At 68.6% G+C, this 14,093-nt stretch carries 11 protein-coding genes and 1 pseudogene; 10 read left to right on the top strand and 2 right to left on the bottom strand.

Annotation, left to right across the window (positions count from 1 at the left end; all coding sequences use genetic code 11):
* The first annotated feature begins 190 nt into the window (after window positions 1-190).
* The 5 genes from OG758_RS02335 (at window position 191) to OG758_RS02310 (ending at window position 7,436) form a co-directional block, all read left to right on the top strand.
* On the top strand, window positions 191-1,396 hold the full coding sequence (locus OG758_RS02335; protein ID WP_326708352.1) for a cytochrome P450: 1,206 nt from the start codon (window positions 191-193) through the stop codon (window positions 1,394-1,396).
* 435 nt (window positions 1,397-1,831) lie between these two features.
* Window positions 1,832-2,896, top strand: a complete 1,065-nt coding sequence (locus OG758_RS02330; protein ID WP_326708351.1) for a type III polyketide synthase — start codon at window positions 1,832-1,834, stop codon at window positions 2,894-2,896.
* Window positions 2,897-3,985: 1,089 nt separating this feature from the next.
* A complete protein-coding gene (locus OG758_RS02320; RefSeq protein WP_326708350.1) occupies window positions 3,986-5,314 on the top strand; it encodes a uracil-xanthine permease family protein in 1,329 nt (442 codons plus the stop codon).
* Window positions 5,311-6,729, top strand: coding sequence for an amidohydrolase family protein (locus OG758_RS02315; protein WP_326708349.1), 1,419 nt, complete (start codon window positions 5,311-5,313; stop codon window positions 6,727-6,729). The genes OG758_RS02320 and OG758_RS02315 overlap by 4 nt, the downstream gene beginning before the upstream one ends.
* On the top strand, window positions 6,726-7,436 hold the full coding sequence (locus tag OG758_RS02310) for a sulfite exporter TauE/SafE family protein (RefSeq protein WP_326708348.1): 711 nt from the start codon (window positions 6,726-6,728) through the stop codon (window positions 7,434-7,436). Before OG758_RS02315 ends, OG758_RS02310 begins: the two co-directional genes overlap by 4 nt.
* Window positions 7,437-7,466: 30 nt before the next feature.
* Here OG758_RS02310 and OG758_RS02305 read toward each other — a convergent pair whose 3' ends face one another.
* Window positions 7,467-8,507: a LacI family DNA-binding transcriptional regulator gene (locus tag OG758_RS02305; protein ID WP_326708347.1), complete on the bottom strand. Its 1,041-nt coding sequence runs from the start codon at window positions 8,505-8,507 to the stop codon at window positions 7,467-7,469.
* Window positions 8,508-9,055: 548 nt separating this feature from the next.
* On the opposite strand from OG758_RS02305, the gene OG758_RS02300 reads away from it, so the two are divergent.
* Complete coding sequence (locus OG758_RS02300) at window positions 9,056-9,280, top strand: hypothetical protein (protein WP_326708346.1); 225 nt, start codon at window positions 9,056-9,058, stop codon at window positions 9,278-9,280.
* A 96-nt stretch (window positions 9,281-9,376) separates the two neighbouring features.
* Window positions 9,377-9,613 (top strand): annotated as a pseudogene (locus OG758_RS02295) (arsenate reductase/protein-tyrosine-phosphatase family protein); the annotation flags it as partial.
* Window positions 9,614-9,790: 177 nt separating this feature from the next.
* On the opposite strand, the gene tnpA reads toward OG758_RS02295, so the two are convergent.
* On the bottom strand, window positions 9,791-10,222 hold the full coding sequence (gene tnpA, locus OG758_RS02290; RefSeq protein WP_326708345.1) for an IS200/IS605 family transposase: 432 nt from the start codon (window positions 10,220-10,222) through the stop codon (window positions 9,791-9,793).
* 26 nt (window positions 10,223-10,248) lie between these two features.
* Between tnpA and OG758_RS02285 the strand changes: the two genes are divergently transcribed.
* The 3 genes from OG758_RS02285 to OG758_RS02275 all read left to right on the top strand — a co-directional run bounded on the left by OG758_RS02285 (window position 10,249) and on the right by OG758_RS02275 (window position 13,980).
* Window positions 10,249-11,568: an RNA-guided endonuclease InsQ/TnpB family protein gene (locus OG758_RS02285; protein WP_326708344.1), complete on the top strand. Its 1,320-nt coding sequence runs from the start codon at window positions 10,249-10,251 to the stop codon at window positions 11,566-11,568.
* Window positions 11,569-11,623: 55 nt separating this feature from the next.
* Window positions 11,624-12,049, top strand: coding sequence for a GNAT family N-acetyltransferase (locus OG758_RS02280; RefSeq protein WP_326715775.1), 426 nt, complete (start codon window positions 11,624-11,626; stop codon window positions 12,047-12,049).
* 440 nt (window positions 12,050-12,489) lie between these two features.
* The gene (locus tag OG758_RS02275) at window positions 12,490-13,980 is read left to right on the top strand and encodes an alpha/beta hydrolase (RefSeq protein ID WP_326708343.1); all 1,491 of its coding nucleotides are present in this window, start codon (window positions 12,490-12,492) and stop codon (window positions 13,978-13,980) included.
* Window positions 13,981-14,093: the final 113 nt, after the last annotated feature.

Genomic DNA, 14,093 nt, shown 5'->3' with positions numbered 1-14,093 from the left:
GGGACGCCGACACCCTGGTCGGAGCACCTGCACGTCGCTGAAATGCAGGTTGCCGTGATCTGCCCTGAGCCCTGAGCGGCACGGATGAACTGCTTGGCGCATGCGGGCGAATCGGGCATGTCCGGGCGGCGGGCGGGGTACGGCTGTCGGGTCCAGAGCAGCAATAGGTGCCACTCACCTGGAGATCCGCATGACCACCGGCTCCGAAGCGCGTCAATGCCCATTCGACTTCGCCGAGGCCCTCGAGTTCGATCCGATGCTCAGACAGCTCATGAACGAGGGACCCGTCACCCGGATCCGGCTGCCCTTCGGCGAGGGCACGGCGTGGCTCGTCACCCGCTATGACGACGTGCGTACGGTGACCACGGACCGGCGTTTCAGCCGTCATGCTGTCGCCGGCCGTGACTTCCCGCGCATGACACCCGAGCCGATCGTCCAGTCCGAGGCGATCAATCTGATGGACCCCCCGGCCGGCAGCCGCCTGCGCAGCCTTGTGTCGAAGGGCTTCGCCCCGGCTCAGATCGAACGCATGAGGCTGCGCACCCAGAAGGTCGTCGACGAACTGCTCGAACAGATGGCGGGACACGGTACCCCCGCCGACATCATGGAGCACCTTGCCGGACCACTGCCTCTGATCACGATCTGTGAGGTTCTGGAGATCCCCGAGGCGGACCATGCACAGCTGCGCGCCAATGCCCGGACGATGATGGATGTCGGGGTCGCGAACCGGGACGCCGCGGTACGGGCGAAGGCCGAGTTGCGCGCCTACTTTGCGACACTGACCGCGCAGCGTCGCAAGAATCCCGGTGACGACCTGATCAGCGTGCTGGCGACGGCCCGCGACGGCGACGAGATCCTCAATGACGAGGAGTTGGCCGTCATGGCCATGGTCCTGCTGATCACAGGGCAGGATACGACGACGTACGAGATCGGCAACCTGACCTACCTGTTGCTTACCCGCCCCGATCTGCTCGCGACCGTGCGCGAACGCCCCGAGTTGCTGCCCGGGGCGATCAACGAACTGCTGCGCTTCATCCCCTTCCGCAAGGGGGTCGGTATCCCCCGGGTGGCCATGGAAGACGTGTCCCTGAGCGGAGTGACCATTCAGGCGGGCGACATCGTGCACGTCTCCTACCTGACCGCAAACCGGGACGCGCGCAAGTTCGACCGCCCCGACGAGGTGGACCTGGAACGTTCCGGCCCGCCTCACATGACCTTCGGCTGGGGCGCCCATCACTGCCTGGGTGCACCGCTGGCCGCCGCGGAGATCGAAATCGCCCTCGGAACGCTCCTTGAGCGCTTTCCTCGCCTCGCGCTGGCCAAGCCCGCCGAAGAACTGCAATGGAACGCGACATCGATCTGGCGCTACCCCCTCGCGTTGCCCGTCACCTGGTGACAGGCCGGTACATGACCGCAGCGCCGGGCGGGGACACCTCGCGCGCGTGACACTGCGCGCCCCGCTCGGCGCGATGCCGAGCCTGAGCGGCACCAGTCGCCTGCTCACGGCCCCGCGCGGCCGTGAGCAGCCGACGAGGACGGCGCCTTGACCCTGCTCACGCCGACTGCGGGGAGTGGCGGTCCGACATGCGGCGGTGATCCGTCTGGCGTACGTTGAATTGCGCTGGCCAACCCCAGCGGCGGCGTCTCTGGCAGGCCGTGCCGCCCGGCCGGGACGCATTGTGCGACGGTCGCATCGACCGTGTTCCCCTCAGGTATTCCAGTGCGCGCCGTCTTAGAGCGCCCAGGGCAGCAGGGGCTCTCTTCCAAGCGCTGAACCCTCAGGACCGGTCCCGGTCGCGCCCGGGGCCACCAACTGCAAGGAGTCACTCCCATGGCAGTGCTGTGCAAGCCGGCAATCGCGATACCCGAGCACGTCATCACCAATGAGGAAACCCTCGAACTCGCGCGGAGGCTGCACCACGACCATCCACAACTCGACCTGGCACTGAGCCTGATCGAGAACACCGGCGTGCAGAAGCGGCATCTGATCCAGCCCATCGACGAGGTCCTCAAGCATCCGGGACTGGACGCCCGCAGCGCCGTCTACGAGACGGAGTCCAAGGCCCGCGTCCCGAAGGTGGTTCAGCGTGCACTGGACCAGGCTCAACTCGAGCCCCCGGAAATCGACTTGATCATCTACGTGTCCTGCACGGGCTTCATGATGCCCTCGCTGACCGCGTGGCTCATCAACACCATGGGCTTCAAATCGCAGACACGGCAGCTGCCCATCGCTCAACTCGGTTGCGCCGCAGGCGGAGCCGCCGTGAACCGGGCGCACGACTTCTGCACGGCGTACCCCGACGCCAATGTCCTGATCGTGGCCTGCGAGTTCTGCTCCCTGTGCTATCAGCCAGGCGACATCGGTGTGGGATCGCTGCTCTCCAACGGTTTGTTCGGTGACGGCATCGCCGCCGCTGTCGTCCGGGGGAACGGCGGCACCGGGATGCGCCTGGAACGCAACGGCTCATACCTCATACCCCACACCGAGGACTGGATCTCCTACGCGGTCCGCTCCACCGGTTTCCACTTCCAGCTCGACAAGCGGGTGCCGAAAACGATGGAGCCCCTCAGCCCCGCGCTGCGGGCCCTGGCGGAAGAGCACCAATGGAACGTCGGCAAACTGGACTTCTACATCGTCCACGCCGGCGGGCCGCGCATCCTGGACGACCTGAGCCGCTGCCTCGACATACCGCCCGAGGCGTTCCGCTTCAGTCGGGCCACACTCACCGAGTACGGAAACATCGCCAGCGCAGTCGTCCTCGACGCCCTCGGCCGCATGTTTGACGAGCAGTCACTCGAGGGTCACCAAGGCCTGATAGCCGGTTTCGGTCCCGGCATCACCGCCGAGATCGCGCTGGGCACGTGGGCAACGGACAGGGAGGGCTCTGCTGCCTGATCCCCAGCCGAGGGAAACAGGCAGGAGCCGGCCCCGCAGGGCATCCGGTCGGCCGCATGCCGGCGGGGTGCCCTGCGGCCGTACCCGGACACCGAGGCGCTGTGTGCTCTGGTCGGCCGGGCCGGAGCTGGGAGGCCCTCCCCAAGTGGACCCGCCACGAACTGCCGCCCGGCCGACGCGAGGTGATGGCGCGGGACATCAACGGTGCTGCGGTAGTAGACCGCCGCCAGCGTGCGCCCGGCCCTCCAGCGGCAGGCACCATGGACGGCCTCTGCACACCATGCTTGCCCCTTCACGTCGCAGTTGTGTCACCAGCTTGCTGAAGCGGCGCGTACGAGATAATTCTCAAGTCGGCCCTGGTCGCGGGGTGTTGGCGCGCAGGGCGTCTTGCCCCTGCGGATCCAAGTCGATGCGCATGGGTTCTTGTCGGGCGCGGCGGCGGGCCTTGGTGTCAGGAGGGCTGGCGGGGACTGGGCCTGTCCGGCGGTATTCGTGGAGTTGCGCGCCGCACCGGCGACTGCCTTCATGTCGCCGGGGTCGCTCCTGCGCAACACGAAGATTTCGGGATCCATGGCCGATCTGCTCGGCGGGCAGGTTGTGGCCTCTCTTGACGGTGGATCCGGGGGCTCCCATACTGGCGGCCAAATCGATTTGGCCAAATCGATTTGGCTCTCCGTCCAGGGCCGGATCGCGGCTGATATCCGAGCGTGCCGTACGCCCGAACGGAGCCCGAACATGTCCAGTCCCCGCCAGAGCCAACCACCGGCCGCCGGCCAACCACCGGCCGCCGGCCAACCACCGGCCGCCGGCCAACCACCGGCCGCCGGCCAACCACCGGCCGCCGGCCAACCACCGGCCGCCGGCCAACCACCGGCCGCCGGTCCTGCGGCCAAGCACCCCGCAGACGAGCCCACCGTCCTTCCGTCCCAGCTCGCCGACACCTTCGAGGCCGTCAACTCCCAGCTCGCGCAGGCAGTCGACCCGGATGAGCGTCCCCATCCCGAGGGTCATCGTCCCGACGGTGCTCGTCCTGAAGGTGCTCGTCCCGACACCACCGGGTCCTCGCCCGGCGAAGGTGCCCCACCCGGCGTGCACCCCGTGGACGAGTCGCGTCCGCTCGGGCGGATCCTGCTCTTCGGGATCCAGCACGTCCTCGTGATGGCCGCCACCCCCATCTCGGCAATCTTCCTGATGAGCGCCACCCTCGGCCTCCGCGCCGGTCTCACCGTCGATCTGCTCTCGGCGGCCTTCGTGCTCTCCGGGGTGGGATCGCTGATCCAGTCGCTCGGGCCCTGGAAGTTCGGGCCGCGGCTGCCCTTCGTGATGCTGCCGGGCGGGGCTCCGCTCATCCTGTTCCTCGCGATCGCCGAGCAGCACGGCGTGCGCGTCGCCACAGGTGCGGTGGTCCTGACGGCGGTGTTCACCTTCGTCGTGCTGCCTGTCTTCTCCCGGCTGCTCGCGTACTTTCCCGCCCTGGTCATCGGCACCATGATCGTCATCGTCGGCGTCAACCTGGTGAAAGTCGGCGCGGTCCTCGTCACGGGACAGCCCGGATCGCCCGGCTTCGCCAATCCCACCAGCCTCGGTCTCGGCATGGCGACGATCGGGTTCACCGTCGCCTTCTACCTGTTCTTCAGCGGCATCCTGCGCCAACTCTCCGTCATGCTCGGCCTGTTCGCCGGCACCGCGCTCGCCGCCGCGGTCGGAGCCATCAACGGCACAGGTGCTACAGGCGACGGACTGGTGAACCTGCCGCACCTGATGCCCTTCGGCTCACCCGAGTTCAACCTCATAGCCGCCCTGCCTCTGATGCTCTACAGCCTTGCCTCCATGGCCGAGGCCACCGGCCAGACCGTCATCAACGCCGAGGCCGTCGGCAAGAGGATCGACAAGCGCACCGACGTGCCGAAGACCGTCCGCGCTGACGCACTCACTTCGCTCTTCGGCGGATTCTTCGGCCTGCCGCTCATGGTCACCAGCGGGGAGAACATCGGCATCGTCCGCGTCACCGGCGTCCGCAGCCGGTTCGTCACCGCCGCTGCCGGAGTCGTGCTCATCGTCATCGGATTCCTCGCACCCGTCACCCGCGCAATCAGCGTGATACCGACCGCTGTCGTCGGCGGCACCGCCATGGTCGTCTTCGCCGTCATCACCGTGCTCGGCATTCAGATGCTCGGCCGCTCCGACCTCGACAAGCACACCAGCACCTTCATATGCGCCGTCGCTCTCGCACTGGGGCTCCTGCCCATCCTCGTCCCCGGCGTGTACGGGGCGTTCCCGCCCAACGTCCGCATCCTCCTCGAAAGCGGCGTCGCCGTAGGCACGTTCACCGCCGCCGTTCTCAACATCCTCTTCCACCACGTCAGGCCAGGCGTCGCCGCCCGTCTGACCACCGCACGCACAGAGAGCGACCGATGAACCAATCAGACCGCGATTTCCTCGCCGGCCCCGGCCCACGCCTTCTCGTACCGGGCGCGGTCCTGCTGCCCGAAGGCCCCGCCGACGGCTGGGCCGTCACGATCGACGACGGTCGCTTCGAAGCCGTCGGACCGGCGGAGGAACTGGAGCGCGCGCACCCGCAGTTGCCGGCCGTACGGCTGCCCGGCCACCTGCTGATGCCCGGATTCGTCGACGCCCACCACCACCTCACCCAGAGCTTCGGCTCCGCACTCGCCTTCGGGGAGCCCTCCGAGATCTTCCGCCGGGTCTGGGTACCGCTGGAAGGCGCGCTGGACGAGGAATCGGCCTACACCGCAGCCAAGCTGGCCGCCCTCGAAGCGCTGCGCGGCGGATTCACCACCGTCACCGACGCCGGCACGCGCGCCGGTGTCGACGTCGACGTGGTCGCGTCCGCCGCGCGTGACGCCGGCATCCGGTGCGTCCTCGGCCTCGTCTGCAACGACGCGGACCTTGAGGACGCGACCGACCATCCGGCGGTTGTCGAGCAGGCCGAAAAGCACCTCGCCCGCTACGACGGCGAGCCGCTCATCCATCCGTCCCTGGCTGTCTCCATCCCCGAGGCGGCGACCGAACGCACCTTGCAGGCCACCGCCCGCCTCGCCGCCGAGGCCGGGGCCGTCGTCCAGATTCATGTCAACGAGCACCTCGCCGGCGTGGAACGTTCCCTGGTACGGCACGGGCTGCGGCCCCTCGAACACCTGCACAGCGTCGGCGCGCTCGGCCCCCAACTGCTCGCCGCGCACGCCACGATGCTCACGCCGCGCGAGCTGACCCTGCTCGCCGACACAGGAACCGCCGTCAGCTACAACCCCGTAGCCAGCGCGTGGAAGGGCAACGCGGTCGCGCCCGCGACCTCCATGGCCGAGCGTGGCATCCGCTTCGGCCTCGGTACCGACGGCACCCGCGGCGACGGCTTCCGGCTCACGGAGGCCGCCGAGTTCGCGCAGCGCCTCGCCTACGGTCTGGCGACCGGTGACTCGTCGTGCGGTGCGGGCTGGACGTGGCTGGAGCGTGCCAACCGGGGCGGTGCGGATGCCGTCGGGCTCGGCACCCGCACCGGCACCGTCGCCCAGGGCATGGCGGCCGACTTCCTTCTCGTCGACGTCGACACCCCGGAACTGGCGCTCTCCTGGGACCTGCCGTGGGAACTCGTACGACGCGGCAACCGGGACCAGATCACCGCCGTCTTCGTCGCCGGGCGACTGCGTATGTGGCACGGCCGGCCGACCGAATGGGACGGGCCCGCACTGGTGGGACGGGCGGCGGAACTGGCCCGCGCTGCCGTCGCCAGGGCGAACGTCACCCGGGTGCACCCCACCTCCACGGCATCCCGGGCACTGATCCGCTCACAGGATCGGAGCACGGCGCAGTGAGTACGCAGATACTGGCGGTTCTCGCCGTGACGGTGGCCCTCGCCGCCTTCGTCCAGGGCAGCAGTGGACTGGGCTTCGCGCTGATCGTCGCGCCCGTGGCCGGAATCCTCGATCCCGGCCTGGTCCCGGTCTTCGTCCTCGCTTCGATGATCCCGCTCAACCTGTACGTCGCCTGGCGCGAACGATCCTCGCTGGACCTGCGCGGCGCGGGCTGGATCACCGGGGCGCGGCTCGCCGCCACCCCGGCCGGTCTTGCAGTGCTCTGGCTGATCCCGGAACGCAGCCTCGGCCTGTTCGTGGGCGGCGCCACTGTGCTCGCGGCCGTCGCGAGCCTGACCGTTCCCGCGTTCACGCCCGGGCGGGCCGCATACGTCGGCGCGGGCGCGGTGACCGGGCTGACCGAGACCGCGACCGGTGTGGGCGGGCCTCCGCTCGCGCTGGTCTACCAGCACCGGCCGCCGGCCGAACTGCGCTCCACGGTCGCCGCGTGCTTCCTCATCGGAGAAGTCGCCTCCCTGGCGCTGCTGTTCGCGACAGGGAAAGCCGAGGTCACTGAGCTCGGCGAGGCAGTCGCGCTCCTGCCCGCGATCGCGGCCGGTGCGTGGCTCAGCCGCCTGGTGCATCACCGTCTGGACCCACGCAGGATGCGTCTGTTCGTGCTGGTCTTCGCATTGGTCTCCGGACTCGTCCTGATGCTCCGGGCCTGAACGGGTCCGGGCCTGAACGAGTCCGGGGATTCAGTTCCGGCCGGCTCGTATCGACGAAGCCCGGACGATCACCTGCGGGTTCGGGGACACCGCCACCGACGGCGTGGCGGTGTCCCCGCGAAGCCGCCCCAGCAACAGCTCCACCGCGTCCGACGCCGCCTTGTCCAGGTGCAGATCGACGGCCGTCAGGGGCGGTTCACAGGTACGGGCACGCAGGCCGTCGTAACGGGTGACGACCATGACGTCGTCAGGCACGGTCCGCCCACTGTCCCGGATCGCCCGGACCGCGCCCACCGCGAAGGCATCGACCAGCGCGCAGACCGCGTCAACGTCCGTATGCTCGGCGAGCAGTTCGGCGCACCGCTCGTACCCCGCTTGCTCACCGCCCGACTCCGGGACCCTCGCCACGATCGGCGTCCAGCCGTGCCGCTCGGCGACGCGCTCGTACGCGGTGAGCGCATCAACGGATGAATGCCGCGAACCGGAGCCCACGATCAGCGCCGGCCTCACCGCACCCTGCTCGTGCAGGTGCGCCAGCAGCAGCTCCACCACCAGATCCCCGCGCAGGTCGACATACGGCGCGTCCTCCTCTGAAGACACCGGCCTGCCGAGCGTCACGTACGGCAGCCCGCGTTCTCGCAGCTGGGCGACCGCGGCATCATCCACTTCCGGCTCGACCACGATGGCCCCGTCGATGTCGACGGAGTACAGCGCGGAATCCGACTGCACGGGCGGTACGAGCACGAGTGCGTAGTCGTGAAGCAGCGCGCTCTCCGCGGCCGCCGCCGCGACCTCCATGTAGAAGCCGAGCCGTGACGGCCCGCCCGCCACTGCGAACGGCATCGAGGAGGCCAGCGCAATGGCCTTCGCCTGTCCACGCCGCAGCCGCTGCGCCCGAAGGTTGGGGCGGTAACCCAGCTCCGCCGCGACCTGCCTGACGCGCTCCCGCGTCCGGGGATCGACCTTGCCGAGCCCGTTCAGGGAGTGCGACACGGTCGTGCGCGAAACGCCGGCGACGCGTGCGACATCGGCGATCGTCGGCGGCCTCGGGCCGGGGGCGGAAGTAGCCATCTGCGCAAAGACTCCTCGCTGGCGGGGACGGTGGACAGGTCCATCTTCGCCGACACAGCCCTGGCCTGGGATCGAGTCAGGACACGCCCCTCCTGTGGCCTGCTGACTGATCGGCATCGCAGCGTGGGCAGCCCAGTGCTTGACGCTGGTTGATCCAGGCCCGCCCCGCCTCCCGCCCCCGCTCTCGCCACCGACGAGCCGAGGTCACCGAGTCTGGTTCGAGGCCCTGTGAGAGAGGGACATGGAAGGCGTCGCCGCAGAACACGCATCGAGCCGATCCGCGCCACTGTGATGACGATCTTTGAATTTCGGCTCTGACCGGACTTCCGGGAACTCCGGTTCGCCCAGCCCTGGCCGAAGCGGACGCCCGGGTTGGTTCACCGGTACGCCTATCCGGGTCATGTCCGGGCGTCCCCCGAGCCAGAGACGCCCGGTGGGGGTAGGTCGTTTCGCGCAAGGTGACCTTGGGATCCATGAGGAGATCAGCTATGTACGCAGTGATGCGGCGTTATGAAGGAGTGACTGACTCCGCCGAGGCAGGACGCCGAGTGGACGAGGGATTCGTGCCTCTGCTCCGCCAGGTCCCCGGTTTCGTGGCTTACTACTGGGTGGACGCCGGGAACGGGGTGATGGTCTCCACCAGTGTCTTTGAAGACCAATCCGGGGCCGAAGAGTCGGTCAACCGGGCGGCGGACTTCGTACGGGACAGCCTCTCGTCGCTGCTCCCCAACCCTCCTCAGGTCACGGCAGGCCCGGTTGTGGCTGCTGGTTGACATGGCCCGCTAGGCCTGGGTGATCAAGTTCTGGGACAGCTCGGCGGACTTCGGATACGGCAGCCCCGCCGCATGGGCGTCCTTGCGGGCACGGACGGCGTCGGCATCGACATCTGCGCCGAAGCCCCCAAGGCGCTCACCGCGGAAGCCGTCCAGGCATCCGACGTCGTCATCACCATGGGCTGCGGCGACACCTGTCCCGTCTTCCCGGGCAAGCGCTACCTCGACTGGCAACTCCCCGATCCCGCCAGCCCAGGAGTGGACGCGGTCCGCCCGATCCGCGACGAGATCGAGCACCGCATCCGGGGCCTGATCGACGAGATCGCACCCGAGCCCCGGCATGACCGCACGCCCGGACATCCGCATCACATCGATGCGCCCCGAGCACGCCGATGCCGTCCTGAAGATCTACCTTTGATCTTGGCCAGTGCTCCGCCGTTTACGGCGGGGGTGAAGGTCATCTCAGGGCTGTTCTGACCCGCACGTTGGCACGGGTCCGCAGTGTTGTCCTCAGCCGGTGGGGCGCTGCTGGTTCTCGATGTACTGCTTGACGAGGGTCAGCGGTGCGCCGCCGCAGGATCCGGCGAAGTAGGAGCCGGACCAGAAGTGTCCGCCCCACAGGTAGCGGCGGACGTGGCTGTCGTATTCCTGGCGGAGCCTGCGGGAGCTGACGCCCTTGAGGGAGTTGACCAGTTTGGAGAGCTGGACCTTGGGCGGATAGTGCACGAGCAGATGGACATGGTCCTGCTCGCCGTTGAACTGCTTGAGTTCGGCCTCGAAGTCGGTGCAGACGTCGCGCATGATCTCCTCGGTGCGCGTCAGCATGGCGTCGGTGAATGCCTTACGCCGATACTTGGTGACGAATACCAAGTGGACGTGAAGGTTGTAGACGACGTGGCGTCCGGTGCGTACGTCAGGATTCGGGTTCCATCGTGGTGACATAAGCCAACTGTAGTAGGGTGATTGTCATGGGTGAACTGGTGTGGGAGAAGCGGCAGTTCGGGCACCGTGCCCGGCTGGCGCTGACGCCTGCACAGGTCCGGCTCATGGATGACCAGGCGCACGCGGCGCGCGCGATGTGGAATCAGCTCCACGACCTGTGGCAGATGACGCCGAAGTGTCAGCGCGCTCTGACGCGCATGGATCAGGCGTTGCGGCGGGCCCGCAAGGAGATCGACTGGTATGGGGTGCTGCCCGCGCAGGCCGCGCAGGCGGTACTCAAGACGTACTTCCAGGCGTGGCGGAACTGCTGGGACGGGCGTGCGGACGAGCCGAACTTCAAGGCCCGCTTCCGCACGGCATTGTCGGTGGACATCCCGCAGGGCCGGGACTTGCAGATCAAGCGAGTACACCGACGGTGGGGCATGGTCAACATCCCCAAGGTGGGCCGTGTCCGGTTCCGCTGGACCAGGGATCTCCCCGTCGGCAAGCTCGCCGACAAGGAGAACCGGATCACCGGGGCACGGCTGGTCAAAGACGGGCTCGGATGGCACATCGCCTTCCGTATCCAGACCCTTGAGTCCAAGCCGGAGCCCCACCAGGGTCCCGAGGTCGGTATCGACGCCGGGGTGAACCTGCCGCTTGCGCTGTCCGACGGCAACCATCAGGACCACGACCGGCCGCCCCGACTCCCGGACGGCACCGCCGACCGGGACAAGTGGCTGAACCCGGATGAGAAGGCCAAACTGCTCCGCCTGGAACAGCGCGCCGCGCACCGCAAGAGCTTCCGCAAGTCGAAAGAGCGCAGCTCCAACCGGCTGCACGCCACCTACGACCAGATCAAGCAGCTCCGCGCAAGAGCCACGCGCCGAGCAACCGACTGGCAGCACAAGACCACCACCGCCATCGCCAAGCAGTACGGCACGGTCGTGGTGGAGCGGTTGCAGATCACGAACATGGTCAAGTCCGCCAAGGGAACCATCGAGAGCCCGGGGAAGAACGTCGCGCAGAAGTCCGGCCTGAACCGTTCCATCAGCCAAGAGGCGTGGGGCCGCACCGTGACATTGCTGACGTACAAAACCGCCCGAAACGGCGGAACCCTGGTCAAGGTCCCCGCCCCGAACACCTCCCTGCGCTGCTCCGCGTGCGGATTCATCACGCCCGGCAGCCGCGAAGACCAGGCCACGTTCGTATGCAAGAACCCGGACTGCGGATGGTCGGCGAATGCCGACTGGAACGCGGCCCGGAACGTCTTGCACCTGTACCGGATCGGCCTCGTGACGATCCCGGCTGCCGGGAGGGCAGTCGTCAGGCGCACCCGTGGCGTCAAGCCCGCTGCCGCAAGGTAAGCAGGAATCTCCTTCCTGAGCCTGCGAAGGGAGGAGAGCACTTCAACAACTCGGCATCGACGATGGAAACGCCACCTTCGAAACCACCGCACCCACCTGGCGGCACTTCCACGCCGCCAAACTCCCCGAGCACTGCCATGTTGCCCTCGGCCCTGTCGGCTCCGTCCTCGGCTGGATCGCCGCCTCCGCAGTCTCCGGCCGCTGCGTCTACGCCGGCATGGTCGAGCACTCCGTGTACGTCCACCCCGACGTCCGCGGCCGAGGCATCGCCAGTGCTCTGCTCGGCGCCCTGATCACCTCGACCGAGGCGGCGGGGATCTGGACCATCCAGTTCGGCATCTTCCCTGAGAACGCAGCCAGTCTCGCCGTCCACCGCAGACGCGGCTTCCGCGAGATCGGCACCCGCGAGCGCATCGGCCGGCACCACGGCGTGTGGCGTGACGTCGTCATGATCGAACGACGCAGCCAAGCCAGCACGTAGGTCGGGGGGCACGACCTCGCGCTTCCTCGCCTCGACGAAGCCGACGATCCAGTCCTCACGCGAGGGAAGGCCAGAGGGCCGGCCGGGTGCTACGGGCCTCGTCGTCGACGGCACTGTGACGGTGGTTCGGCCGATTGGCCGCCGTCGGCTCGCGCACGTTGCCGGGCCGCGGTGCCGTTGACACAGATGAGTGACGACGTCCAGCACGGAAGGGCGTCCGGCCCTCAGCCGTGGAAGGACAATGCATGCACATATCTGGACCGACAGTGGGCCGTCGGGTTTGTGCCGCGGTCATCGCCGCGTTGGTGACCTACTCGACCGTTCTGACCGGGCTGAACCTCGCCGCGGCCGGAGGCCTACCCACAGCTTCGGTGCCAGCCCCGAAGCTGAACTGGAGACCCTGCGTTCAAGGCAGCCCGTACGACTGTGCGACTGCGAAGGTGCCGCTGGACTACAACAACCCGGGTCGTCGCACCATCGAACTGGCAGTCATCAAACGGAAGGCGACCGACCCCGGTCGACGCATCGGCACCCTGCTCTTCAACCCCGGCGGACCCGGCGGGCCGGGAACGGTCCAGATGCCGCAGAACTACGAGTTCTTCCCGCGCGAGGTGCGGGAGCGGTTCGACATCGTCAGCTGGGACCCCCGCGGGATCGGCAGCAGCACCGCGGTGAACTGCTTCGCGACTCCCAAGGAGGCCGCCGCGTGGAACGCGGGCAAACCGGCCGGCGTCCCAGTGGGCGCACAGCAGCGGGCGGCCGTGTTCGCCGCGTACCAGGACCTGGCCCGGCGCTGTCAGCGGCGTGACCCCGAACTGCTGCGTCATGTGTCGACCGCCGACTCCGCTCGCGACCTCGAGGGGCTGCGCCAGGCGGTGGGCGACGCGCAACTCACCTACCTCGGAATCTCCTACGGCACAATCCTGGGCGCCACCTACGCCAACTTGTTCCCCGGCAGGGTCCGCGCCATGGTCCTCGACAGCGACATCGATCCGCAGGCCTGGACGAACCACGCCTCCGACGCGGCCCCCCGGTCGACCACCTTCCTGCGTATGGGCGTGGACCGCTCCGCGGCAGCGGTCCTGGACCGGTTTCTCACCCTGTGCGGATCCACGGACACCGCGGGCTGCGCCTTTTCCGCCGGCAGCCCGAAAGCGACCCGGGACAGGTTCGAACAGCTGATGCTGCGGCTGCGGGCGCATCCCGTGGGTGAGTGGACCTACGGCCGCACGATCGCCGACGTGGTGCCCAGCCTCAACATCGTCCACCCGGGCTGGACGGACCTCGCCGTCAGGCTGCGCGACCTCTGGCAGGGCCGCGCAGCCAAGGCGGCCCCGCTCCCGCCCCCGCCGCCGGTTCCGCATCCGAACCCGTATCTCGGCGAGGAGCAGGCGAGTGCGGTGGTCTGCGCAGACAGCCCCAACCCGCGTAACGCCGCCGCCTACCCCGCCCTGGAAGAGGCCGCCGCCGCACGGGCGGGCGACGCCGGACGGTTCTGGACCTGGGCCACCGCCGGGTGTGCCTCCTGGCCGGCCGTCGCGGCCGACCGCTACCGGGGTCCGTGGAACAGGCCGACGGCACACCCGCTCTTGCTGGTCGGCACCAAATACGACCCCGCCACTCCCTACGCGGACGCGCAGGCGCTGGCCGGGGAATTGGCCGACGCCCGCCTGCTCACCCACGAGGGATACGGCCACACCGCCCTGATCAACCCCAGCAGCTGCGTGAAGACGTACGAGAGCCGGTACCTCGTCGACGGCACGCTCCCGCCGGCCGGAACGACCTGCCGGCAGGACAAGCCCCCCTTCCCGGCGCCCAAGCCGCCGGTGGCGGGATGGCCGGCACCGTCCACTGAGTCGGGGCCACAGCCCCCGTCCTGGGCACGTGCCGACTCGATCGAGCTCCAGAACGCTGATGGATCCACGAATTGAACAGCGCCTTGGAGCCGGCGAAGTGGCGTGCTCAGAACGGCCGACAGAAGCGCTCAGGCGCAGGAGTCGAGACTTGGTACTTGAGTTGGCACCCGGTGCCAGAGACGGCTGTC

Origin of the sequence: Streptomyces sp. NBC_01474 (genome assembly GCF_035918215.1) — a bacterium.
Taxonomy (GTDB): Bacteria; Actinomycetota; Actinomycetes; order Streptomycetales; family Streptomycetaceae; genus Streptomyces; species Streptomyces aureus.
This window is presented reverse-complemented; position numbering and strand designations above follow the sequence as displayed.